Raw genomic sequence first — 22,788 nt, 5'->3', positions numbered from 1 at the left:
GAGTTATCCACAGAAATCCGGGGTGACTTGACGCAAAAATCGAACATCGATTCTTATGGAGTTCCTGGCGGGCCGGGGGAGGCATCCCGCTCCCGCCCCTTCCCGCCCGGAGCGGGCTCCGGGCGGATTGTCAGTGGCAGCCGCTAGCGTCGTGGACGTGAAGCGATCGACTCAAGCAAACCGGGTGGCACCGATGGCAGAAACCGACCGCGAGAAGGCGCTCGAAACAGCCCTCGCGCAGATTGAACGGCAGTTCGGCAAGGGCGCCGTGATGCGCATGGGGGAGCGGCCGAACGACCCGGTCGAGATCATCCCCACCGGGTCCACCGCCCTCGACGTCGCGCTCGGCGTCGGCGGCCTGCCGCGCGGCCGTGTCGTCGAGGTGTACGGCCCGGAGTCCTCCGGAAAGACGACTCTGACCCTGCACGCGGTGGCCAACGCCCAGAAGGCGGGCGGCACGGTCGCGTTCGTGGACGCGGAGCACGCGCTCGATCCCGAGTACGCGAAGAAGCTCGGCGTCGACACGGACGGGCTGATCCTGTCGACATGCTCATCCGCTCCGGCGCGCTGGACCTGATCGTCATCGACTCCGTCGCGGCGCTCGTCCCGCGTGCGGAGATCGAGGGCGAGATGGGCGATTCGCACGTCGGTCTCCAGGCTCGCCTGATGAGCCAGGCGCTGCGGAAGATCACCGGTGCGCTCAACCACTCGAAGACGACGGCGATCTTCATCAACCAGCTCCGCGAGAAGGTCGGCGTGATGTTCGGCTCGCCGGAGACGACCACCGGTGGCCGGGCGCTGAAGTTCTACGCGTCGGTGCGGCTCGACATCCGCCGCATCGAGACCCTCAAGGACGGCACGGAGCCGGTGGGCAACCGGACCCGCGTGAAGGTCGTCAAGAACAAGGTGGCTCCGCCCTTCAAGCAGGCGGAGTTCGACATCCTCTACGGGCAGGGCATCAGCCGTGAGGGCGGCCTGATCGACATGGGCGTCGAGAACGGCTTCATCCGCAAGTCCGGCGCCTGGTACACCTACGAGGGCGACCAGCTCGGGCAGGGCAAGGAGAACTCCCGCAACTTCCTGCGCGACAATCCGGACCTGGCCAACGAGATCGAGAAGAAGATCAAGGAGAAGCTGGGTATCGGTGTGGCTCCGGAGGAGCCCACGGGCGAGCCCGGCGCCGACGCGGCGGGCTCGGCGGCGGACGGAGCGCCTGCCGCGGCCAAGTCGGTGCCGGCACCGACGGCGAAGACCAAGTCCGCCAAGGCCGCCGCTGCGAAGAGCTGATCCGTGACGCGGCGCAGCCAGTGGCCGGTGCGCGAAGACAGCGGTGGTCCCACCTCGTCGAGGGCCGAGGTGGGATCACCGCGCACATCACGCAGGCGTATGGCACACGGCTCCCGGCGCAGGGACGGACAGGACACCGGTTCCGGCTCTGACGCCCGGCCGCAGGCGGGCCCGGAGCCCGAAGCGGATCACCGCGACCTCGACGGCGACCTCGACTGCGACGGCGGGGGCGAGAGCGCGGCCGCGGGCGGCCGCGGCGGAGAGGCAGCGGCCGGGGGCGGCCGCGGCGGAGAGGCAGCGGCCGGGGGCGGTCCGGACGGGGGCGCGGAGAAGGACCCGGAAGAGCGCGCCCGAGCGATCTGCCTCCGCCTCCTGACGGGGACGCCCCGCACCAGGAAGCAGCTCGCCGACGCCCTGAGGAAGCGCGAGATCCCCGACGAGGCCGCCGAGGAGGTACTCGCCCGCTTCGAAGAGGTGGGTCTGATCGACGACGCGGCGTTCGCCGACGCCTGGGTCGAGTCCCGGCACCACGGCCGGGGGCTCGCCCGCCGGGCCCTCGCCCGCGAACTGCGCCTGAAGGGTGTGGAGTCGGAAGTCGTCGACGAAGCGGTCGGGCAACTCGACTCCGAACAGGAGGCGGAGACGGCCCGCGTCCTCGTGGAGAGGAAACTGCGCAGCACCCGGGGCCTCGCCCAGGAGAAGCGCATACGGCGCCTCGCCGGGATGCTGGCACGCAAGGGGTACGGCGAGGGACTCGCGCTGCGTGTGGTCCGCCGGGCGCTGGAAGAAGAGGGCGAGGACGGGGAGTCGCTGGAGCACTACTTGCCGGACGACTGACGGGCACGGCCCCGATCCGGTAGCCGGGCGGCGCCGAGAGCGCGTCCCGCGTACCCGACTGTCCGGTGCCGTAGGACGACGTCCACGCCCGATCGGGCTCCACCCCGATGTGCGCGCGGGCCCGGCGGCACTCGCTACCGGCGTGCGTCCCGCGAGGCAGGGGAGCGCGCTCTGGTGAAGGGCCCGCCGCGCAACGCGTCCGCGCACGCGCGCAGTTGCGCGATGCGGGGCGCCGGCAGGGCCGTCACCAGGTGACCGTCGGGCCGTATCACCAGCACAGTGTGTGGGGCGGCGCCCGGGTAATCCTCCGTCACCAGCAGCTCGGCCTTCAGCGGCAACGCCCCCACGGCCGCGGCGAGTTCGGGCATTATCCCGGCGGACAGCCAGTGCCTGCTGTCCCACACCCCGGTCCCCGGGGCGACGAGCACCACAAGCAGCTCGCCCCCGTTGCCGCACAGCCGCTCGCGCAGCCGGCCCCGTTCGCCGTCCAGGGCGATCACCGGTACGTCGCGCACGAGCTCCCCCGGCTGTGTGGCGACACCCACCGAGTCGACGGTGCCCCGTGCCGGGGCCAGCGATGAGCTTCTGTAGGCCGCGGGCGAGCCCAGCAGTCCCTGCCCGAGGTGCCCGTCCGTCAGCAGCTCCAGCGGCGTACGCGCACCGCCGCCGGGGAGGATGGCCCGTAGTCCGCCGCCTTCCCGGCGTACCAGCGGCAGCGCCTGATCGACCGCGCGCAGCCGGGAGCCGACGGCGCCGCGCCGCTCCGACTCGTAGCTGTCGAGCACTACATCGACGGCGTCCCGGTCGACGTGCGGCCCGCGCACTCCGCCCATCTCGTGCCACACCAGGGCGAGCTTCCACGCGAGGTTGGCGGCGTCCCGCAGTCCCTCGTCCACGGACTGCACTCCGAGAGCGCCCACCAGATGTGCAGCGTCCCCCGCGAGAAAGGCACGCCCCACACGCCACCGCCGGGCAAGCCGCTGATGCGAGGTGTGCACTCCCGTGTCCAGGAGCTCGTACGGGCCGGACGCCGCGGCGTCAGGGTCGCCGCCCGCCGCGCCCTTGCCGGAGCTGCCGGCTCCGCTCTCGCGGTTCCAGTGGGCAAGCGTCGAATGGACGCGGTCCAGCAGCGCTTCCGGCGTGACGAGGTCGCCTCGCGCCGGCAGCAGCCAGTCGAGCCGCCACACCCCGCCGGGCAGCGGGCGCGCGGTGACCTCCCTCATCCCGCCGTCCAGATCGCGGTCCAGCAGCGCCTCCGACTCCCACGGGAGCCGCGTCCGCAGAGCGGCGACCGCGTGCCGCTCCACTGCCGTACGTCCGGCGAAGGGCACCCCCAGCAGCTTCCGCACGGTAGAGCGCGCACCGTCACAGCCCACCAGGTAGCTGCCGCGCCACCACGTCCCGCCGCCGTGGCCGTCACCGCCGTCCCTGGCGCGCGGGCGCGTGTGCGCGGTGACCCCCGCCGCGTCCTGCTCGAGGATGTCCAGATGGCTGCCCGGCATGACGCGTGCCAGCTTCTCCTGCGCGAGTGCCGCGCGCAGTGCCCGTTCCAGCGCGTGCTGTTCGACGTGGAAGGGGGCGGTCGTCTCGTCGAGTTCCTTCTGGTGGATGGTCTGGCGGCGGCGCCGTGCGCGCCACGAAGTCCAGCGGGCGGCGGGGACGGCGGCTCCCGGGGCAGAGGGAAGCCATGCCGCCGTGTCGGGACGCAGCACGCAGGTGCGGGCTGCCCGCGCCGTCACCTCGCCGTCCCCGTTGTCGAGGACGAGGGAAGGCACCCCGTACCTGGCGAGGGCCAGCGAGAGGGCGAGGCCGGTCGGTCCGGCGCCGACGACGATGACTTCGGACTCGGTCACGCGCGCGTCACCGTGCGGATCCCGGCTCCGGTCGGCGTGCCGGACAGGCTCTTGCGGCAGGTGTGCGCCAGGCGCCCCGCACCGTGCGTCACCCGTGCCGCGCGAGCGGCGGGCGAAGGGGGAGTCGGCACAGGTGGAGCCTCGTGAGCGATCACGCAATGTATGCAACCCAGTGCAAGGTCACCCGTCAAGCTGCGGGGGCGGAGGCCCGGACTTGTCATGATCTGTCCGGGCCTCCGCCCCCGCCTTGTCCGTACACTGCTCTGTCCCCGCCGGAGTAAGCGGTCGGGGACTGCCCGTCAGACCGCGGCCCCTCCGCCCGCGTTGCCCATGTCGGGCGTCGCCTTCTGGGCTTCGGCGACCTTGATGCCGGTCTTCGTGCGGCGTCCGCGCCGCTCGATCCAGTTGGCCAGCGCGGAAAGGGCGAGGCACATGGCGACGTAGATGGCACCGAAGACCAGGACGACCGGAACGTAGGGGTTCTCACCGTCGACGAGGATGGTGCTGGCCATCTGACGTCCGGCGTAGAGCAGTTCCTCGTACGTGATGACGAAGCCCAGCGACGTGTCCTTGAGGGTCACCACGAGCTGGCTGACGATCGTCGGCAGCATCGACCGCACGGCCTGCGGGATCAGCACCGTCGTCATGACCTGGGTCTTGCTCATGCCCAGGGCGTACGCGGCTTCGCTCTGCCCCTTCGGCACGGCGACGATGCCCGCACGCAGCACCTCGGCCTGTACGGCGCCGTTGTAGAGCGTGAGCCCGATGACGACGGCCCACAGCGGCTCGCTGGTGAAGAAGCCCACCCACAGCACGTAGATGGTGATCAGCAGCGGTACGGCCCGGAAGAGTTCGATGATGCCGGTGGCGACCCAGCTGACGGGCTTGTGGTCCGACAGCCGCGCCACGGCCAGCAGCACCGCGAGGACGAGCGACAGCACCCCGGCCATGGCGAACGCCTGGAGCGTGCTGACGAGACCCGTGACGATGGAGTTGCGGACGCCCGCGTAGTTGAAGATGTCCCACATGGCGCCGTCGAACTGGCCCTTGGCGGCGAGCCGGTAGACGACGAAGCCCAGGAGCGCCACAAGGCCGGCCGAGCCGATCACGGCGTACAGGCGGTTGCGCATGCGGGCCTTGGGCCCGGGTGCGTCGAAGAGGACGGACGAGCTCATCGGGCGACCTCCAGACGGCGCTCCAGCAAGCGGAAGAGACCGCTGATCGCGAAGACGAGGACGAGGTAGGCGAGGGCCACCCAGACGAAGATGACCATGACGTTGAAGCCCTTGTCGCTCAGCACCTTCTGCACGCTGAAGAGTTCGGGGTTGTTGAAGGCGCCGGCGATGGCCGAGTTCTTCGTCAGCGCGATGATGATGCTGCTGAGAGGCGGCAGCACCGTCCGGGTCGCCTGCGGCAGTACGACCATCCGGAGGGTCTGTACGAAGGTCATGCCGAGGCTGCGAGCCGCCTCCGCCTGTCCGAGAGGCACGGTGCTGATGCCTGAGCGGACCGCCTCGCAGACGAACGCCGACGTGTAGAGGCCCAGCGCCAGCACGCCCAGGACGTACGAGCTGATGCCGGGGAAGACGACCTGCGGCAGGACGAAGAAGGCGACGAGGAACAGCAGCGTCAGCGGGGTGTTGCGCAGCAGCGTCACCCACACGGTGCCGAAGACGCGCAGGGGCGGCACGGGTGAGACCCGGAAGCCGGCTATCAGCACGCCCAGCACGAGTGCCAGCAGAGCGCTGGTCGCGGTCAGTGAGACCGTTCCGATGAATCCGTCGCGGAACAGGTCCAGGTGATCGAGCAGAACATTCATAGGGTCTCCGCTGGGCGGTCAGGGAAATGCCGCGTCCCGTACGCCCGCCCGCGAGGCGGGCGTACGGGACGGCGGGTGACGCCGGTGGCCGGCAGGGCTTGCGGCGCGCCGGCAGCGTTCACGGGGCGCGGCGCGCCGTCAGGCCCCGCAGGCGCGGACTCAGCCGCGCTCGAGGGCCGGGGGCTCTTCGAACTTGGAGCCGGAGCGGCCCAGCGTCGCGTCGTACGCCTTCTTGTAGCTGCCGTCCTTCTGGTGCGCCTCGACGGCGTCGAGCACGGCCTCCTGCAGCGCCTTGTCGTCCTTCTTCAGGCCGATGCCGTACGGCTCCTCGCTGAAGGTCTCCCCGACGACCTTGAGCTTGGTGGGACGCTCGGCGGCGTAGCCCTTGAGGATGGCGTCGTCGGTGGTCATGGCGTCGACCTGGCCGTCGAGCAGCTGCTTGACGCAGTCGGTGTACTTGCCGAACTCGACGGCCGTCGCGCCGTACTTCGACTTGTTGTCCTTGATGTTCTGCAGCGGCGTCGAGCCGGTGATCGAGCAGACCTTCTTGCCCTTGATGCTGTCCGGGCCCTTGATGGACTTCTCGTCCTTGCGGACCAGCAGGTCCTGGCCGGCCATGTAGTACGGGCCCGCGAAGCTGACCTGCTTCTTGCGCTCGTCGTTCATGGTGTAGGTGCCGACCATCAGGTCGACCTGGCCCTTGGAGATCGCGGTCTCACGGACCGAGGAGTCGATCGTCTTGAACTGGATCTCCTTCTCCGGGTCGAAACCCAGGTCCGCCGCGACCATCTTGGCGACCTCGATGTCGAAGCCCTCGTACTCCTTGGAGGAGGGGTCCTGGAAGCCGAGGTAGGGCTGGTCGGACTTGGCGCCGATGATCAGCTTGCCGCGCTTCTGCGCCTTCTTGATCACGGGGGAGTCGACGTCGACGTCCTTGGCGACCTTGTAAGTCGGCAGAGCCTTCTTGTCGGTGTCGCCGCCCGGCTTGTCACCAGCGGGGCCCTCCTTGCCGCCGCAGGCGGCGGCGGAGAGGACGACGGAGAGGACCACGGCCGCCGAAGCGGCGCTCTTGCGGAACTTCATGAGAAACATCCCTTGCTCGGTATCGGTGCGTGGGGGCGTCCGGCGGTCCGGCTGTCGGTGGGGTGAGAGCCGGGGGTGCGGGAAGCCTGTCGGCGGTCGCATGCGCCTGGGCCAGTCTGGATCGCGGCCCTCCGCTCGGCGGACACGTCAGTGGTGGAGGATCTTCGCGAGGAAGTCCTTCGCGCGGTCGCTGCGAGGGTTGTTGAAGAACTGGTCCGGTGTCGCCTCCTCGACGATGCGGCCGTCCGCCATGAAGACGACCCTGTTCGCGGCCGAGCGCGCGAAGCCCATCTCGTGGGTGACGACGACCATCGTCATGCCTTCGTCGGCGAGCTGCTTCATGACCTCGAGGACCTCGTTGATCATCTCGGGGTCGAGCGCGGAGGTGGGCTCGTCGAAGAGCATCACCTTGGGGTCCATGGCGAGCGCGCGGGCGATGGCCACGCGCTGCTGCTGGCCTCCGGAGAGCTGCGCCGGGTACTTGTCCGCCTGGTTCCCCACGCCCACGCGGTCCAGCAGAGCCCGTGCCTTCTTCTCGGCCTCCTGCTTGTCCGTGCGGCGGACCTTGGTCTGTCCGAGCATCACGTTCTCGAGCACCGTCTTGTGCGCGAAGAGATTGAACGCCTGGAAGACCATCCCGACGTCCGCGCGCAGCTTGGCCAGCGCCTTGCCCTCCTGGGGCAGCGGCTTGCCGTCGATGGAGATGCTGCCCGAGTCGACCGTCTCGAGGCGATTGATGGTGCGGCACAGCGTGGACTTGCCGGACCCCGAGGGCCCGATGACGACGACGACCTCCCCGCGGGAGATGGTCAGGTCGATGTCCTGGAGCACATGAAGCGCGCCGAAGTGCTTGTTGACGTTGTCCAGTACGACCAGGTCGTCCGCGGCCGGCGCGGCGTCCTTGGTCACCGATACTTCGCTCATCGGCGTGTAGCTCCGTCCTCGTCGGTTGCGAGGACACTAATGAGCGACTGCCACCAGCGTCATTACATCTGAGGGGAAATTGAGCATAACGATCGCGTCGCGAAACGGCACACTGTGCGAGCGCCTGCCCAGGCTACGGGGCTGCTTGTGCCACTGGGGACGCCACGGAGGCGGGCCCCGGGAGGACGGTGCAAGGGCGGCGGGGGAATTGCGCACTGTGTCGTACCGGCTGCATAACGGTACGTTCCGCGTCACCGGAAGCCCCTTGACTCACCTGCGCGAATGCGCGTGGATGCAGTGCCGGTGCAGACTCGCCGAACGGCAGGCACGACTATTCGAAGGGAGGCCGGAGTGAGGCTGCTGCTCGTCGAGGACGACAACCACGTCGCCGCGGCGCTCTCAGCGGTGCTGGAACGGCACGGCTTCGATGTGGTCCACGCCCGCAGCGGCGAGGAGGCGCTTCGGGAACTGCTGCCCGCCGACGACGCCCCTCCCTTCGGTGTCGTCCTCCTCGATCTCGGCCTCCCCGACCAGGACGGCTTCGAGGTCTGCGGGCGCATCCGGAAGATCAGCTCCACCCCCGTGATCATGGTGACCGCCCGCGGCGGGGTCCGGTCCCGGATCCACGGCCTGAACCTGGGCGCCGACGACTACGTGGTCAAGCCCTACGACACAGGCGAACTCCTGGCGCGCATCCACGCGGTCAGCCGCCGCGCGGCGCCCGAGGACAGCGGCGACACCTCCGGCAACGGCTCCGGCGCACCGGGCGCGCTGGGGGGCACGGGCGCCGCCGGCGGCTCCGCCGCCGCGGACCGCACGCTCCGGCTGGGGCCGGTCACCATCGAGCTGTCCATGCGCCAGGTCTACGTCGAGGGTGTTCCTGTCGCTCTCACCCGCAAGGAGTTCGAGGTGCTGGCGCTGCTGGCGCAGCGGCCGGGGGTCGTCTTCCGGCGCGAGCAGATCATCAGCGAGGTCTGGCGCACCAGCTGGGAGGGCACCGGACGGACGCTGGAGGTGCACATCGCCTCCCTGCGCTCGAAGATGCAGCAGCCCGCGCTGATCGAGACGGTGCGGGGCGTGGGCTACCGGCTCGTCGTGCCGTCGCAGACGGCCTAGGCGACCGGGGCCGGCAGGGATCCGCGATGCATGCCCGTCTGCTACCGCTGCTGCTCGTCCTCCTGGCGGGTGTGCTCCTCGCCCTGGGCTTCCCCCTCGCGGCCAGCCAGGCCGCCGCGCAGCAGCAGCGCGTGGTGGTGGACAGGATCGACGACACCGCGCGCTTCGCCGCGCTCGCGCAGTTCGTCGCGACGTCCAGCGGGGACGACGAACGCCGCGAGATCCTCCAGGACGAGCTCGACCGCTACCACGACCTGTACGGCATCGACGTCGGTGTCTTTCTCCGCGACGGCCGCCCTATGGGGGTCGCGCCGGAGGGCTGGCAGGTCCCCGAGGACGGCCAGGGCTCCGACGCCTTCGCCGAGGCGCTGGCGGGGCGCCGCAGCCACGACCCCGCTCAGGTGTGGCCGTGGCAGGGGGACGCGCGAATCGCCGTCGCCTCGCCCGTCATCCGGGACGGCGACGTGGCAGCCGTCGTACTGACCGACTCGCCGACCGGGCAGTTGCGTTCCCGGATCGTGCGGGACTGGCTGCCGATCGCCGTGGGCGAGTTCGCCGCGATGCTGCTGGCCGTCGGACTCGCCCTGCGGCTGACGGGCTGGGTGCTGCGGCCCGTGCGCACGCTGGACAGGGCCGCCCACGAGATCGCGCTGGGGAAGTTCAAGTCACGGGTGGCCGTCTCCGAAGGACCGCCAGAGCTGAGGCGGCTGGCCCGCTCGTTCAACGAGATGGCCGACAACGTCGAGGACGTACTGGAGCAGCAGCGGGCGTTCGTGGCGGACGCGTCGCACCAGTTGCGCAATCCGCTTGCTGCCCTGCTGCTGCGCATCGAACTGCTGGGACTCGAACTGCCGCAAGCGAACGAGGAGTTCGAGTCCGTCCAGTCCGAGGGCAAGCGCCTCGCCCGGGTACTGGACGACCTGCTCGACCTGGCGCTGGCCGAGCACGCACCGGCCGACCTGCGGCTGACCGACGTGGCCGAGCTGGCGGCGGAACGCGTGGCGGCGTGGCGTCCCGTCGCTGAGCGGAAGGGCGTCCGGCTGACGTCGGAGGGTTCCGCCGCCGCAACCGGCTGGGCCGATCCCGTCGCACTGTCCAGCGCGCTCGACGCGGTGGTCGACAACGCCCTGAAGTTCACACCCGAGGGCGGGCCGGTCACAGTGGGCGTCGCGTCCGAGGGGGACCAGGTCACGCTCACCGTCGCGGACGGCGGGCCGGGCCTCAGCGAGGAGGAGATGGAGCGCATCGGCGACCGCTTCTGGCGCAGCAGCCGGCACCAGAACGTGTCGGGGTCGGGGCTGGGCCTGTCCATCACGCAGGCGCTGCTGGCCTCCGGAGGGGCGCGCATCGCCTACCGGCGCAACGAGCCGCGCGGCCTGCGCGTGGTGATCACCGTGCCGCGTACGAAGCCCTCACCGGACGACCCGCCAGGCCGTCGGGGGAGCGGCCAGGAGAAGCCGAAAAGCTGACCGGTCCAAACGATGGAGAACCTGACCGGTCCGGGCGGGCCGAGGACCTGACCGGCCCGGACGGACTGCCGGTTGTCACTGCTGGAACTTCCGGATCGCACTGCCGGGACGGCTGGGACGCGCGTATGGCGACGCGGTCCGGACGCCGTCCCGGCAGCGAACCGTCCTACTGCTGGGCCGTCTGCCTGCCCAGCCGGAGGGTGAGGATCTGGAAGGGACGCAGCGCGACCTCGACCGTGCCGTCCGCGGTCAGCTCCCGCGCCTCGGCATCCGCGAGGGGCCGCTCCAGCAGATCCGTCTCCGTCACGGACGTGACCGGGGTGCCGGTGGAGAGCACCGTCCGCGCGCGCCCGCCGTGCGACTCGTAGAGCCGCACCACGAGGTCACCGCTGCGGTCCTCGGCGAGCTTGACGGCTTCGACGACGACCTGGTCGTTGTCCACGCCGACCAGCGGCGCGACGCCGCTGCCGGAGCCCGCCACCGTACGCTCCGGAAGGTTGATCCAGTGGCCCTCCCGCACGGCGTCGCCCAGCGTGGCACCCGGCGCGAACGCGAAGCGCAGTGTGTGCGTTCCCTGGTCCGTCTCGGGGTCCGGGTAACGGGGCGCCCGCAGCAGCGACAGCCGGACAGTGGTCGTCTGGCCGCCGTCGGAGCGGACTTCGCGCGTGACGTCGTGCCCGTACGTCGAGTCGTTCACGACGGCGGCACCCCAGCCGGGCTCCTCCACGTGGAGCCAGCGGTGGGCGCAGATCTCGAACTTGGCGGTCTCCCACGAGGTGTTGGTGTGCGTGGGGCGGAAGACGTGCCCGAACTGCGTCTCGGACGCGGAGCGGTCGGCCTTCACGTCCAGCGGGAAGGCGGCCTTCAGGAACTTCTCCGTCTCGTGCCAGTCCACCTCGGTCTCGACGTCCAGCACCTTCGCGCCCGCGCGCAGCGTGAGCCGCTGCACCACGGAGGAGCCTCCGAAGGTGCGGGCCACACGCACGGTGGCACGCTCCTCGCCGGACTCCGCCAGCGTCAGTTCGTCGGTGTCCGTGAGGTCGGTGACGTTGTGGCGGTAGAAGGCGTCGACGTCCCAGGCGTCCCAGTGGTTGGGGAAGTCGGGGTGCACCTGCAGCAGGTTGGCCGCACCGCCGGGCGCGACGTTCTCTCGCTGCGCTTCCTTGTCGTATGCCGATACGACCAGACCGCGCGCGTCCACCTCGATCCGGAGCAGCCCGTTGGCGAGGACCCAGCCCCCGCCGGGACGCTCCTCGGCCGACACGGGTGTGCCGCCGGCGCGCTCCCGGGCAGGCGCTGCTCCGCCCGCGGGGACGCCGTCCCTCGCGTGCGGGGCAGCGTTGAAGACGAGCGGGACGTCGCCCTCCCCGGCGAGGGCGGCCTGCGCCTCCCCGATGATCCCTTCGAGCTCCGCTTTCACCCGGGCGTAGGTCTCACGGGCCTCACGGTGCACCCAGGCGATCGACGAACCCGGCAGGATGTCGTGGAACTGGTGCAGCAGCACCGTCTTCCACAACGCGTCGAGCTGCTCGTACGGATAGGTGTGCCCTGTCCGCACCGCGGCCGTCGCAGCCCACAACTCGGCCTCGCGCAGCAGGGATTCGCTGTGCCTGTTGCCCTGCTTGGTCTTGGCCTGCGAGGTGTACGTGCCCCTGTGCAGCTCCAGGTAGAGCTCGCCCGCCCACACGGGCGCCTTCTGCGCGTACTCCTCCTCCGCCTTCGAGAAGAAGGCCGAAGGCTTCTCGATGGTCACGCGCGGCGAGCCCTCGAGGTCCTTCAGCCGCTCGGCGCGGGCGAGCATCTCGCGCGTGGAACCGCCGCCCCCGTCGCCCCAGCCGAAGGGAGCGAGCGAGCGCGTGGCGCCGCCCTTCTCCTGGTAGTTGCGGGCGGCGTGCGCCATCTCCTCGCCGCCGAGATCGGAGTTGTAGGTGTCGACCGGCGGGAAGTGCGTGAAGACCCGCGTGCCGTCGATGCCCTCCCACCAGAAGGAGTGGTGGGGGAACTTGTTCGTCTCACTCCAGGAGATCTTCTGGGTCAGGAACCACTTCGCTCCCGCCAGCTTCACGATCTGCGGCATGGCCGCCGTGTAGCCGAAGGAGTCGGGCAGCCACACCTCCTTGGTCTCCACGCCGAACTCGTCGAGGAAGAACCGCTTTCCGTAGAGGAACTGCCGCACCATGGCCTCGCCGCCGACCATGTTCGTGTCGGACTCCACCCACATACCGCCGACCGGCACGAACTGGCCGTCCGCGACCTTCTTCTTGACCTTCGCGTAGACCTCCGGCCGGTGCTCCTTGATCCAGGCCAGCTGCTGCGCGGACGACATGGCGAAGATGAACTCGGGGTGGTCGTCCATGAGGTTGACCATGTTGGAAGCCGTACGGGCGACCTTCCGCACCGTCTCGCGGACGGGCCAGAGCCACGCGGAGTCGATGTGCGCGTGCCCGACGGCACTGATGCGGTGGGCCGACGGGCGCGCCGGCGTGGACAGCACCCTGCTGAGTGCGGCGCGGGCGGCGGAGGCGGTGCCAACGATGTCATGGAGGTCGAGGGCGTCCAGCGCGTCCTCGACGGCACGCAGCAGTTCCCAGCGCCGCGCGTCCTCGAGGGGCAGCTCCCGCATCAGCGATCCGGTCACTTCGAGGTCCTGGACCAGCTCCCAGACCTCTTCCTCGAAGACCGCGATCTCCATGCGCCGCAGCCGGTAGAGCGGACGGTCGCTGGCGGTGAGCTTGTCGCCCTGGTACGTGGGCGTCTGCGGGGTGTTGACGATCGGGTTGGCAGCGGCCTCGACGAACAGCTCGATCTCTTCGTCGCCCGCCGCCGAATCGGCGATGCGCACCCAGTCGTTGCGCGGGTTGAGCGCCTTCACGGCCTCGCCGTCCGCGCGGTAGACCAGGCCCTCGCACTGGAAGCCGGGCATGTTCCGGTCGAAACCGAGGTCCAGCACCGCCTCGACGGTCCGGCCCCGCCACTCCTGCGGGACGCGCCCGGTGACGCGGAACCAGGTGGTGCCCCACGCGGGTCCCCACCGCTGTCCTGCCTTCGCGGGCTCGTAGGACGCGTTGAGGCCCTCGTCCACAGGAACGGGCTCGCCGGGTGCGTCCCAGCGCCCGAGGGTCAGGGGTACGGGGCTGCTGTACACCGCGGGCCTGATGCGCTCGTTCAGGACGCGGCGCAGTCGGTCCTCAACGATGCGGCGGTCGTCGTGCATGCGGCTGCTCCGATCTGTGGATCCTCATTCCTCCTGGTAGGGACCCTGCCATCATGCGCGCCGCGAAGATAGCGCTTGTGATTCGGCCTGCGGTGGCGTAAGGGCACACCGCTGCCGGTCCGTTCGGTGAGAGGGCCGCTGGTAGCGACGGCGAACGGCTCGCCGCGGTCCGCCTGTTGGGGCCGGCGCGATCTGCCGGGTGCGCCTCTGCCGGAGAGACGCGGATTCCTCAGCGTCGAACTGCCCCTGGCATCACGCGCGGACGCTCCGGCGCCTTGTGGTGCGGTGCCCACGAGGCGGAGGATGTTTCGCCCGCGGCAATCATGCGCATGCCAACCCAGTCCGTTCAGTTCAGTTCGGTACGGAGTTCCGGGCCCTGCCGGGCCGATGAGGAGGACGCAACGTGGAGAAGACCACCGGCCCGGAGCCCGCGCGCCGGCGGCTGAGGCGGCTGTCGATCGCCGGAGCCGCGGGAACCGCCGCCGTCCTGGCACTGCTCGCGTTCCCCGCCTCAGCCGTCGAGGGACCACCGCCGGCGCTGCCGGCCGGCGCGGAGGAACGCGAGAAGACGTTCCAGCCCGCCTACGACTACGACACCGACGGCTGCTACGCCACCCCCGCGATAGGCGCCGACGGGACGCTGAACGAGGGGCTGAAGCTGGGCGGCGACGTCAACGGCGAGTGCCACGACGAATCCGACCTCGACAACACCAACAACTACTCGCGCGAGAAGTGCAACAACGGATGGTGCGGCATCGTCTACGCCTCCTACTTCGAGAAGGACCAGGTCTCCCTCGGCCCTGGCAGCGCCGGCCACAGGCACGACTGGGAACACATCGTGGTGTGGGTGAAGGACGGGAAGGCCGAGTACGTCTCGACCTCCCAGCACGGCGGGTTCGCCGTCCACAAGGCCGCGGACCTGCCGTTCGACGGCACGCACCCGAAGGTCGTCTACCACAAGGACGGGGTGAGCACGCACTGCTTCCGGGCCGCCAAGAACGACGGAGGCGACGAACCCCCGGAGAACCACAAGGGCGCGTGGCAGTACCCGACCCTGGTCGGCTGGAACGGCTTCCCCGAGGGCGTGCGCGACAAGCTCACGGCCGCGGACTTCGGCGACGCGACACTCGGCATCAAGGACGACACCTTCAACGCGCACCTCGCCGAGGCCAAGCCGGACGACATCCCGTTCGACCCGGACGCCTGATCCGGCGGCCAGTCCGGCGGGCCGCCGGGGCACGGGTGCGACAGCCGGCGGTCCGCCGCCAAGGGGCGGTGCCGCCGCCCGCCGTGAGCGCGTCCGGCGGCTGCGCCGGCAACGCTGTTTCGCCGAGGGCAGACCGCTGCTGCCTTCCCCAGGAGCTCCGCGCTCCTACGCTGGGAAGGTGACCCAACACGCCGCGAAACGAGCCCGCGTCATCCCTCTGTGCCCGCCCGAGACGGCGCCGCCGCACCCACCGCACGGGCAGGGGCGCCCGCCCGTGCGCCCCGGGGACCCCGCGGCGGGGCGCCCCGCCGTTCCTGGTGGTCCCGCTGCCGTGAAGGAGCCCCTGTGGAGGGACGTCGTCGGCGACGTCCTGCGGCGTGAACGGCTCGCTCAGGACCGCACGCTCAAGGACGTGGCGGAGACCGCCCGCATCTCGATGCCGTACCTCTCCGAGGTGGAGCGCGGTCTCAAGGAGGCGTCGTCCGAAGTGCTCGCGGCAGCCGCGAGGGCGCTCGGCCTGGATCTCGCGGGCCTCCTCGTCCTGGCACACGAGGAGCTGGTGCGCCTCGCAGGGATCGCCCGGGTGTCGGCGCAGCGCACGGTGCCCGCTTCGACCGCCTCGTTCCTCGCGCGCCGGCCCGACGCCGTGGGCCCCCGGCGCAGCGGCGCCCGTACAAGCCCCCTGCACGGGGAGATGCGCCTCGCCGCCTGACGACGTGTCCGGCGCCGCCGCCCTCCGCCCGACGTTGCGGAGGGCGGAGAGCGGCGAAACTGAAGGCGGCGACGGAACGTCGCGTCAGGCAGCCGCTACTGCGCGCTTCGTGAGCACCTCGTCGGCGAGCCCGTACGCCACCGCCTCGTGAGCGGTGAACACCTTGTCGCGGTCCATGTCGGCGCGGAGGGTCCCGACGTCGTGGCGTGTGTGCTTGGAGAGGACCTCCTCGACCTGGGACCGGATGCGCAGCATCTCCTTGGCCTGCAGGCTGAGATCGGAGACCGTCCCCTGGTGGCCGCCGCTCGCGGGCTGCCCCAGCAGCACACGCGAGTGATCGAGGACGAAGCGGCGCCCCGCGTCGCCGCCCGCGAGCAGGACCGCGGCGGTGGAGGCGGCCTGACCGACGCAGAACGTGGAGATCGGGGCGCCGACGAACGTCATCGTGTCGTAGATCGCCATGAGCGAAGTGAACGAGCCGCCGGGCGAGTTGATGTAGATCGACACCTCCCGCTCCGGGTTCGACGCCTCCAGGTGGAGGAGCTGTGCGATGACGACGTTCGCCACTCCGTCGTCGATCTCCGTGCCGAGGAAGATGACGCGGTCGGCCAGGAGCCGGCTGTAGATGTCGTACGCCCTCTCGCCCTGCGGCGTGCGTTCGACGACCGTCGGGATCGTGTACTGGCTCATGACAGCCCCATCCGTCGCTGCGTGCGGGCCGGGCGGACGTCCGCGAGCGATTCGACGACGCGGTCGGCCAGTCCGTACTCAGTCGCCTGCTCCGCCGTGAACCAGCGGTCGCGGTCGCTGTCTTCGGAGATCGTCCCGACGTCCTGACCGCTGTGCGACGCGGTGATCCGTTCGATCGTCCGCTTCATGAACTCGAGGTTCTCCGCCTGGATCGCGATGTCGGCGGCCGGTCCTCCGATCCCGGCGGACGGCTGGTGCATCATGATCCGCGTGCTGGGCATCACGAAGCGCTTTCCCGCCGCTCCGACGGTGAGCAGGAACTGGCCCATGCTGGCGGCGAATCCCATGGCCAGAGTCGAGACGTCGTTGGGGACGAGCTGCATCGTGTCGTAGATCGCCAGGCCGGACGTGACAGAGCCGCCGGGACTGTTGATCAACAGGCAGATGTCTGTCCTCGGGTCCTCGGCGGACAGCATGAGCAGCTGTGCGCAGACCCGGTTCGCGGATACCTCGTCGACCTGCGTGCCCAGCAGCACGATGCGCTGTGCGACCAGCTGCTCCGCCAGGTGGTCGTCGAAGCGGGTGCGGGGAGTGTCCTCGTCGGCGGTTCGCGCGTCGCGCACCGGCTGCGGGCCGGTCGTCAGCAGGGCCATCGCTCCTCCATGTGTGGGGCGGCCGGGATGCCGCTGTCCTCCACACTCGGCGGGGTTCCGTGCCTGCCCAAGAGTTCTCGGCCCCCGGCAGATTCGCCGAAGGCAGAGGCGCGAAAGGAGAGTTGCGAGGGCGGGGGCACGACGCAGGAGTGCTACGGCAGAGGTGCCGGGAAGCGGTGCACTGTCCGGCCGTCGAGCGTGCAGCTGTCCGACCGCCGAGCAGGCCGCCCATGGGGGCGGCGGCCTGCTCGACTCGGAGTTTGATGGGCACCGGTCGCGGCTGTCGGCAGCGCGCTCCGGTCTCGCCGAACCGTCGCGGTGAGCATGACAGAACAGAGACCTCCGCGGGGCCGGTCCGTTCAGATAGGCCGAATACCAGCCCGACCGTGGCGCTGTACCCGCCCCGCAGTGCCCGTCCCTGGAGTCGGGCCTGCACGGACAGTGCGCTACGGCTTGACCGAGCGGTAGTAGTCCCGCGCGCCCCCGTGCAGCGCCAGCGGAGCCGTGTAGATCGCGGTACGCAGGTCGACCTTCTGCGCCGCGTGGACCTTGTCGCCGATCTGGTCGCGGCTCCTGAGGACCGCCCGCGTCACACCCTCCGTCAAAGCGGTGTCCGTACGGTCCGTCGTCACCAGCAGATTGGCCACTGCCACCGTCTTGACCGGCTCGCCCTGCTGGACGGCCGGGTACGCGTCCGGAGGCATCACCGCTGCCCGGTAGTAGCGGGTCTCGGGTTCGAGGGCGTGCAGCTTCGGTACGAGGTCGCCGAGCTGGACGAGCTGGATGTTGGTCTTCGCGGCGAGGCCCTCGATCGCGTTGGTCGGCAGGCCGCCCGACCAGAAGAACGCGTCGAGCTTCCCCTCCTCGAGCATGCCGGGCATCCGGTCGATCCCCGCGCGCACAGCGTGCACGTCCTTGTCGACGTCCAGCCCGGCAGCACGCAGCAGCCTCCCCGCGATGAGATTCACACCGGAGCGCTCCTGGCCGACGCCCACGCGCAGTCCCTCGAGGTCCTTCGCACTGCGCACGGCAGAGCCCGCGGGGACGACGAGCTGCATGTAGTCGTCGTACAGCCGTGCACACGCGCGCAGCCGGCCGGCGCCCTTCTCCCCGTCGTCGCGGTAGGTGGCCACCGCGTCGGCGGCGGCGATCGTGAAGGACGCCTTGCCGGACGAGACCATCTCCAGGTTCTGCACAGAGCCCTGACTGGGCAGCAGCCGCATGTCGACACCCGGCATCTCGCGGTCCACGCGCTCCTTGAGGAGCGAGCCGTAGCGCGCGTACACACCCGTGGGGACTCCCGTGGCGAACGAGACGGTGCCACTGGGCGCTGAGCGTCCGCCGGGGATCAGCCACCACAGCAGCAGGGACAGCACCACGGCGGCCGCTGCTCCGGCACGCAGCAGCGAGCGCCGGCGCGAGCGGTCGCTGCCCGTGCCGGGAAGGATGCGGCGGAAGCTGAACATGCGCGTGATCGTGCCAGCCCGCGGCCCGGTAAGCGAGGGGCGGGGGCCCTGAGGGAGCGCGTACCCTGGTCGACTGAGATGACTGCGAAGACATATCAGCTGCGGACGTTCGGCTGCCAGATGAACGTCCACGACAGCGAGCGGATGGCCGGTCTGCTGGAGGACGCGGGTTACGTGCGCGCGCCCGGGGACGCCGACGGCGCCGACGTCGTCGTCTTCAACACCTGCGCGGTGCGCGAGAACGCCGACAACCGGCTGTACGGCAATCTCGGCCAGCTCGCGCCGAAGAAGGCCTCCCGTCCCGGCATGCAGATCGCTGTCGGCGGCTGCCTCGCGCAGAAGGACCGCGAGACGATCGTGAAGAAGGCCCCCTGGGTCGACGTCGTCTTCGGCACCCACAACGTGGGGAAGCTGCCCGTACTGCTGGAGCGGGCCCGCATCCGCGAAGAGGCGCAGGTGGAGGTCGCCGAGTCGCTGGAGGCGTTCCCCTCGACGCTGCCCACGCGGCGCGAGAGCGCCTACGCGGCGTGGGTCTCCGTCTCCGTCGGGTGCAACAACACCTGCACCTTCTGCATCGTTCCGCAGCTGCGCGGCAAGGAGAAGGACCGCCGTCCCGGCGACATCCTCGCCGAGATCGAAGCCCTCGTCGACGAGGGCGTCAGCGAGATCACGCTGCTCGGGCAGAACGTCAACGCCTACGGCTCCGACATCGGCGACCGCGAGGCGTTCAGCAAGCTGCTCCGCGCCTGCGGCCGCATCGAGGGACTGGAGCGGGTCCGCTTCACCTCGCCGCACCCCCGGGACTTCACCGACGACGTGATCGCGGCAATGGCGGAGACGCCGAACGTGATGCCGCAGCTCCACATGCCGTTGCAGTCGGGCTCGTCGAAGGTGCTGAAGGCGATGCGGCGCTCCTACCGCCAGGAGCGCTTCCTCAGCATCATCGAGAAGGTGCGGGCCGCGATGCCGGAGGCGGCCATCACCACGGACATCATCGTGGGGTTCCCAGGGGAGACCGAGGAGGACTTCCTGGAGACGCTCCACGTCGTACGGGAGGCCCGCTTCGCGCAGGCCTTCACGTTCCAGTACAGCAAGCGCCCCGGGACGCCCGCAGCCGAGATGGACGGGCAGATCCCCAAGAAGGTCGTGCAGGAGCGGTACGAGCGCCTGGTCGAACTCCAGGAGGAGATCTCCTGGGAGGAGAACAAGAAGCAGGTCGGCCGGACGCTGGAACTGCTCGTCGCGGAGGGCGAGGGCCGGAAGAACAACGCCACGAAGCGGCTGTCCGGGCGGGCCCCCGACAACAGGCTCGTGCACTTCGCGCCACCGCAGGAGACCGTACGCCCGGGCGACACGGTGACGGTCGGGATCACCTACGCGGCACCGCACCACCTGCTCGCGGAGGCCCCGCCGCTCTCCGTGCGCCGCACCCGCGCGGGCGACGCCTGGGAGGCCCGGCACGCGGCGCCCGCCACGGGCGCGCAGCAGCAGGGCGTCATGCTCGGGCTGCCGACGGTGGGCGTCCCGGAGCCGCTTCCGGCCGACACCGGCGGCTGCGGAGTCCGCTGACGCGCGGAGCCGGACGGCCGAGTCACGTCCGCCACCGGCGGACGGCGCTGGAGACCGCCACCGCCGGTTTGTGAAGTCACCTGCGGCTACGCGGTGTTCATCGTTCGCAGGGGGGCGGGAGTACGGCCCACATCGGCTGCACCGGGGGCGGCACTCGTACACGAGCGCGACGGGTGAGACTTCGGGCGCCGCACCGTGCCGGATTCCCGGTCCCGTACCGCTCGCCGTAATTACCTGATGATCGAGCGGTTACGCAGAGCGACTCACGGCGTTAAGCTGCGCGCCATGCTTGTCGCCGCAGCCGTATGCCCCTGTCCGCCGCTGCTCGTTCCCGAGGTCGCGGGAGGTGCGGCCCACGAGATGGACGCAGCCCGCGCGGCCTGCGAAGAAGCGCTGAGACGTCTCGCCGCGGCCCGCCCGGGGAAACTCGTGGTCGTCGGCCCGGCCGATCCCCCCGCGCGCGGAACGTACGCCCAGGGGGCGCGCGGTTCCTTCCGCGGCTTCGGAGTCGACCTGGACGTCACGCTCGGCAAGGGCGACCCGGTCCCGGACGCGCACCCGCTGCCCTCGTCCCTGGCCGTCGGCGCGTGGCTGCTGAGCCGCGCGGAGTGGACTGCCGCCCCCGTCGAGGGCCTCGGCGTCGGCGAGCCCCTGAACAGGGAGCGGTGCGAGACCGTCGGGGCCCAACTGTCCGCTTCGGACGAGCGGTTGGCCCTGCTCGTGATGGGCGACGGCACGAACTGCCGCACCCTCAAGGCCCCCGGCTACTTCGACGAACGTGCCGCTGCGTTCGACGCCCGTGCCGCCCGCGCGCTGGACGAGGCGAGCCCGGAGCAGCTCCTCGCTCTGGACGAGGAGCTCGGGTACGAACTGGGTGCGTCCGGACGTTCGAGCTGGCACGTGCTCGCGGGCGCGGCGGCAGCCGGAAGGGGCGAGGCCGGCGCCGAACCAGGCGGCGGATTCGAGGGGCGCCTGCTCTACGACGAGGCTCCGTACGGCGTCGGGTACCTCGTCGCCAGCTGGAGCTGACGGGCGCCGTCGGGGAGCCGCCTACGACCCGCTCGTACGGAAGCGGGCGTGTGCTCCGGGGTACTCCGGAGCCCACGCCCGCGTGCCTGGGCGTTCGGCGGCCGGTTCGGTCCGCTTGGCCTCCTGGCTGCCTGGCTGCTTGGTCAGGCTCCGCCGGGGCCCTTGCCGCGGCCCCCGCCGGAATCGCGTCCCTTCCCGCCGCCGTCCTGCCGGCCGAGCTTCTCGGCCTGGTCCTTGGCCTTCTGGGTGGAGCTCCGGATCTGGTCGCTGTACTTGCCCTTGGTCTTGGAGTCGGCCATCTTGCCGGCCTTGTCGACGCCCTTGGAGACCTTGTCGCTGTGCTGGCCCAGCATGCCCTTGACCTTGTCCATGAAGCCCATGGTGGCCACCTTCCTTCTGTCCGGTGTGCCTGAGCGGCGTTTCAGTTGCGGGCGTCGCCGGCTTCGCCGCCGGCGGCTGCCTCGGGCGACCGCCGGCTCGGGAACCGAGATCCTCGCTCTCGTCCTCAGCCGCCGGTGCGGCACCGACCTCCTGCCTTTCTCTCCCGCTCGCCGGTCCGGCAGCCTAGGCGGCACCGGCGGGCGGCTTCCGAGGCGGATCGGAGAAGGGTGCAGAAGTCGCACAAAGACGCCCATACCTACACTCCTGACCTTACTCATTCGGCCGCGATCCGGCGCTTCGGGAGGCGTCGGCCCCTCAACACCGGGCCGCGGGCTCCCGGAGAACAGCTCGGGAAACACTTGAAAAGTGCAATGAAGCTGCTCGGGGCCGTGTTGCGCGGCACTTCGGGGAGAAGGGACGTCACGGGGGTTTGCGACACTGACGGCGTGAATCCCTCCGCCCTTCCTTCGTCATTCCGCAGCGAACCGCCGGTCGTCGCCGTGGTCGGACCGACCGCTGCGGGGAAGTCCGACCTGGGCGTCGAGCTCGCCCGTCACCTCGGCGGTGAGGTGATCAACGCGGACTCGATGCAGCTCTACAGGGGCATGGACATCGGCACGGCCAAACTGCCGGCCGACGAGCGCGGAGGCGTCCCGCACCACCTGCTCGACATCTGGGACGTCACAGCCGTCGCGAGCGTCGCCGAGTACCAGAGGCTCGCCCGAGCCGAGATCGACAGGCTCCGCTCCGCGGGACGCGTCCCCGTGCTGGTCGGCGGTTCGGGGCTGTACGTGAGGGGCGCCATCGACGCCATGGACTTCCCCGGCACCGATCCCGAGGTACGCGCGCGGCTGGAGGGAGAGCTCGCGGCCGAGGGATCGGGAGCGCTGCACTCGCGGCTCGCGCAGTCCGACCCGGCGGCCGCGCGGGCGATCCTGCCGAGCAACGGCCGCCGCATCGTGCGCGCACTGGAGGTCATCGAGATCACCGGCCGCCCCTTCACCGCCAATCTCCCCGGGCACGAGGCCGTCTACGAGACCGTCCAGATCGGTGTCGACGTGGCCCGGCCCGAACTCGACGCGCGGATCGCAACCCGCGTGGACCGCATGTGGGAGGCCGGCCTCGTCGCCGAGGTACGTGCCCTGGAGGCGGCGGGTCTGCGAGCCGGACGTACGGCCTCCCGCGCCCTGGGGTACCAGCAGGTGCTCGCCAGCTTCGCGGGAGAGTGCACCGAGGCGGAGGCGCGCGAGGAGACGGTGCGCGCCACGAAGCGCTTCGCGCGCCGCCAGGATTCGTGGTTCCGTCGCGACCCGCGTGTCCACTGGCTGAGCGGCGCGGAACCGGACAGGACGGAACTGACCGGGAAAGCACTGGCCCTCCTGGAAGAAGCGGTCACAGCCTGATCACGTGATGGCAGCAAGGGACGATGAAGCCCCCTGACCAGCAGCTTTCTAGCCGGTGAGGGGGTTTCGTCGGCGT

The 22,788-nt window shown here is 70.6% G+C and carries 18 protein-coding genes and 1 pseudogene; 9 read left to right on the top strand and 10 right to left on the bottom strand.

What is annotated here, in order from left to right:
- Nucleotides 1–193 precede the first annotated feature (193 nt).
- A pseudogene (gene recA / locus IEY56_RS25110) lies at nucleotides 194–1,287 on the top strand (recombinase RecA).
- Nucleotides 1,288–1,290: 3 nt separating this feature from the next.
- Entirely contained in the window at nucleotides 1,291–2,124 is an 834-nt protein-coding gene (gene recX, locus IEY56_RS25105) for a recombination regulator RecX (protein ID WP_373292183.1), read from the top strand.
- A 134-nt stretch (nucleotides 2,125–2,258) separates the two neighbouring features.
- On the opposite strand, the gene IEY56_RS25100 is transcribed toward recX, so the two are convergent.
- From IEY56_RS25100 to IEY56_RS25080, 5 genes are all read right to left on the bottom strand, one after another.
- On the bottom strand, nucleotides 2,259–3,977 hold the full coding sequence (locus IEY56_RS25100) for an FAD-dependent monooxygenase (protein WP_189039554.1): 1,719 nt from the start codon (nucleotides 3,975–3,977) through the stop codon (nucleotides 2,259–2,261).
- Nucleotides 3,978–4,276: 299 nt separating this feature from the next.
- Entirely contained in the window at nucleotides 4,277–5,152 is an 876-nt protein-coding gene (locus tag IEY56_RS25095; RefSeq protein ID WP_189039553.1) for an amino acid ABC transporter permease, read from the bottom strand.
- The gene (locus tag IEY56_RS25090) at nucleotides 5,149–5,796 is read right to left on the bottom strand and encodes an amino acid ABC transporter permease (RefSeq protein WP_189039552.1); all 648 of its coding nucleotides are present in this window, start codon (nucleotides 5,794–5,796) and stop codon (nucleotides 5,149–5,151) included. Before IEY56_RS25090 ends, IEY56_RS25095 begins: the two co-directional genes overlap by 4 nt.
- Nucleotides 5,797–5,955: 159 nt before the next feature.
- The gene (locus IEY56_RS25085; RefSeq protein ID WP_189039551.1) at nucleotides 5,956–6,879 is read right to left on the bottom strand and encodes a glutamate ABC transporter substrate-binding protein; all 924 of its coding nucleotides are present in this window, start codon (nucleotides 6,877–6,879) and stop codon (nucleotides 5,956–5,958) included.
- Nucleotides 6,880–7,026: 147 nt separating this feature from the next.
- On the bottom strand, nucleotides 7,027–7,803 hold the full coding sequence (locus tag IEY56_RS25080) for an amino acid ABC transporter ATP-binding protein (protein WP_045866239.1): 777 nt from the start codon (nucleotides 7,801–7,803) through the stop codon (nucleotides 7,027–7,029).
- 351 nt (nucleotides 7,804–8,154) lie between these two features.
- Here IEY56_RS25080 and IEY56_RS25075 point away from each other — a divergent pair, with 351 nt between their 5' ends.
- Together IEY56_RS25075 and IEY56_RS25070 are read left to right on the top strand one after the other, a co-directional pair.
- The gene (locus tag IEY56_RS25075; protein WP_189039550.1) at nucleotides 8,155–8,919 is read left to right on the top strand and encodes a response regulator transcription factor; all 765 of its coding nucleotides are present in this window, start codon (nucleotides 8,155–8,157) and stop codon (nucleotides 8,917–8,919) included.
- Nucleotides 8,920–8,945: 26 nt separating this feature from the next.
- Nucleotides 8,946–10,388, top strand: a complete 1,443-nt coding sequence (locus tag IEY56_RS25070; RefSeq protein WP_189039549.1) for a sensor histidine kinase — start codon at nucleotides 8,946–8,948, stop codon at nucleotides 10,386–10,388.
- Between the two features lie 166 nt (nucleotides 10,389–10,554).
- On the opposite strand, the gene IEY56_RS25065 is transcribed toward IEY56_RS25070, so the two are convergent.
- The gene (locus tag IEY56_RS25065; protein ID WP_189039548.1) at nucleotides 10,555–13,602 is read right to left on the bottom strand and encodes an alpha-mannosidase; all 3,048 of its coding nucleotides are present in this window, start codon (nucleotides 13,600–13,602) and stop codon (nucleotides 10,555–10,557) included.
- A gap of 403 nt (nucleotides 13,603–14,005) precedes the next feature.
- Here IEY56_RS25065 and IEY56_RS25060 point away from each other — a divergent pair, with 403 nt between their 5' ends.
- Together IEY56_RS25060 and IEY56_RS25055 are read left to right on the top strand one after the other, a co-directional pair.
- Nucleotides 14,006–14,809, top strand: a complete 804-nt coding sequence (locus tag IEY56_RS25060) for an NPP1 family protein (RefSeq protein ID WP_373292182.1) — start codon at nucleotides 14,006–14,008, stop codon at nucleotides 14,807–14,809.
- A 178-nt stretch (nucleotides 14,810–14,987) separates the two neighbouring features.
- Nucleotides 14,988–15,521 (top strand): helix-turn-helix domain-containing protein, encoded by a 534-nt coding sequence (locus IEY56_RS25055; RefSeq protein ID WP_189039547.1) that lies wholly within the window; start codon nucleotides 14,988–14,990, stop codon nucleotides 15,519–15,521.
- An 84-nt stretch (nucleotides 15,522–15,605) separates the two neighbouring features.
- Here the strand turns inward: IEY56_RS25055 and IEY56_RS25050 are convergent, their stop codons facing one another.
- The 3 genes from IEY56_RS25050 to IEY56_RS25040 form a co-directional block, all read right to left on the bottom strand.
- A complete protein-coding gene (locus IEY56_RS25050) occupies nucleotides 15,606–16,211 on the bottom strand; it encodes a ClpP family protease (protein ID WP_189039546.1) in 606 nt (201 codons plus the stop codon).
- Entirely contained in the window at nucleotides 16,208–16,864 is a 657-nt protein-coding gene (locus tag IEY56_RS25045) for a ClpP family protease (protein ID WP_189039545.1), read from the bottom strand. Before IEY56_RS25045 ends, IEY56_RS25050 begins: the two co-directional genes overlap by 4 nt.
- A 446-nt stretch (nucleotides 16,865–17,310) precedes the next feature.
- The gene (locus tag IEY56_RS25040) at nucleotides 17,311–18,330 is read right to left on the bottom strand and encodes a TAXI family TRAP transporter solute-binding subunit (RefSeq protein WP_189039544.1); all 1,020 of its coding nucleotides are present in this window, start codon (nucleotides 18,328–18,330) and stop codon (nucleotides 17,311–17,313) included.
- A gap of 78 nt (nucleotides 18,331–18,408) precedes the next feature.
- Between IEY56_RS25040 and miaB the strand changes: the two genes are divergently transcribed.
- On the top strand, nucleotides 18,409–19,899 hold the full coding sequence (gene miaB, locus IEY56_RS25035; RefSeq protein ID WP_189039543.1) for a tRNA (N6-isopentenyl adenosine(37)-C2)-methylthiotransferase MiaB: 1,491 nt from the start codon (nucleotides 18,409–18,411) through the stop codon (nucleotides 19,897–19,899).
- Nucleotides 19,900–20,184: 285 nt separating this feature from the next.
- Nucleotides 20,185–20,928, top strand: a complete 744-nt coding sequence (locus IEY56_RS25030; protein ID WP_189039542.1) for a class III extradiol dioxygenase subunit B-like domain-containing protein — start codon at nucleotides 20,185–20,187, stop codon at nucleotides 20,926–20,928.
- A gap of 143 nt (nucleotides 20,929–21,071) precedes the next feature.
- On the opposite strand, the gene IEY56_RS25025 is transcribed toward IEY56_RS25030, so the two are convergent.
- A complete protein-coding gene (locus IEY56_RS25025) occupies nucleotides 21,072–21,308 on the bottom strand; it encodes an antitoxin (protein WP_189039541.1) in 237 nt (78 codons plus the stop codon).
- A gap of 447 nt (nucleotides 21,309–21,755) precedes the next feature.
- Here IEY56_RS25025 and miaA point away from each other — a divergent pair, with 447 nt between their 5' ends.
- The gene (gene miaA, locus IEY56_RS25020) at nucleotides 21,756–22,712 is read left to right on the top strand and encodes a tRNA (adenosine(37)-N6)-dimethylallyltransferase MiaA (RefSeq protein ID WP_229712181.1); all 957 of its coding nucleotides are present in this window, start codon (nucleotides 21,756–21,758) and stop codon (nucleotides 22,710–22,712) included.
- Nucleotides 22,713–22,788: the final 76 nt, after the last annotated feature.

Origin of the sequence: Streptomyces daqingensis (genome assembly GCF_014645895.1) — a bacterium.
GTDB lineage: Bacteria > Actinomycetota > Actinomycetes > Streptomycetales > Streptomycetaceae > Streptomyces > Streptomyces daqingensis.
This window is presented reverse-complemented; position numbering and strand designations above follow the sequence as displayed.

What these genes read in the sequence shown, in the direction of transcription:
- IEY56_RS25095 (WP_189039553.1), bottom strand. Translation starts at nt 5,152, where the DNA reads ATGAGCTCGTCCGTCCTCTTCGACGCACCCGGGCCCAAGGCCCGCATG.
- IEY56_RS25090 (WP_189039552.1), bottom strand. Translation starts at nt 5,796, where the DNA reads ATGAATGTTCTGCTCGATCACCTGGACCTGTTCCGCGACGGATTCATC.
- IEY56_RS25085 (WP_189039551.1), bottom strand. Translation starts at nt 6,879, where the DNA reads ATGAAGTTCCGCAAGAGCGCCGCTTCGGCGGCCGTGGTCCTCTCCGTC.
- IEY56_RS25080 (WP_045866239.1), bottom strand. Translation starts at nt 7,803, where the DNA reads ATGAGCGAAGTATCGGTGACCAAGGACGCCGCGCCGGCCGCGGACGAC.
- IEY56_RS25070 (WP_189039549.1), top strand. Translation starts at nt 8,946, where the DNA reads ATGCATGCCCGTCTGCTACCGCTGCTGCTCGTCCTCCTGGCGGGTGTG.
- IEY56_RS25065 (WP_189039548.1), bottom strand. Translation starts at nt 13,602, where the DNA reads ATGCACGACGACCGCCGCATCGTTGAGGACCGACTGCGCCGCGTCCTG.
- IEY56_RS25050 (WP_189039546.1), bottom strand. Translation starts at nt 16,211, where the DNA reads ATGAGCCAGTACACGATCCCGACGGTCGTCGAACGCACGCCGCAGGGC.
- IEY56_RS25045 (WP_189039545.1), bottom strand. Translation starts at nt 16,864, where the DNA reads ATGGCCCTGCTGACGACCGGCCCGCAGCCGGTGCGCGACGCGCGAACC.
- IEY56_RS25040 (WP_189039544.1), bottom strand. Translation starts at nt 18,330, where the DNA reads ATGTTCAGCTTCCGCCGCATCCTTCCCGGCACGGGCAGCGACCGCTCG.
- miaB (WP_189039543.1), top strand. Translation starts at nt 18,409, where the DNA reads ATGACTGCGAAGACATATCAGCTGCGGACGTTCGGCTGCCAGATGAAC.
- IEY56_RS25030 (WP_189039542.1), top strand. Translation starts at nt 20,185, where the DNA reads ATGCTTGTCGCCGCAGCCGTATGCCCCTGTCCGCCGCTGCTCGTTCCC.
- IEY56_RS25025 (WP_189039541.1), bottom strand. Translation starts at nt 21,308, where the DNA reads ATGGGCTTCATGGACAAGGTCAAGGGCATGCTGGGCCAGCACAGCGAC.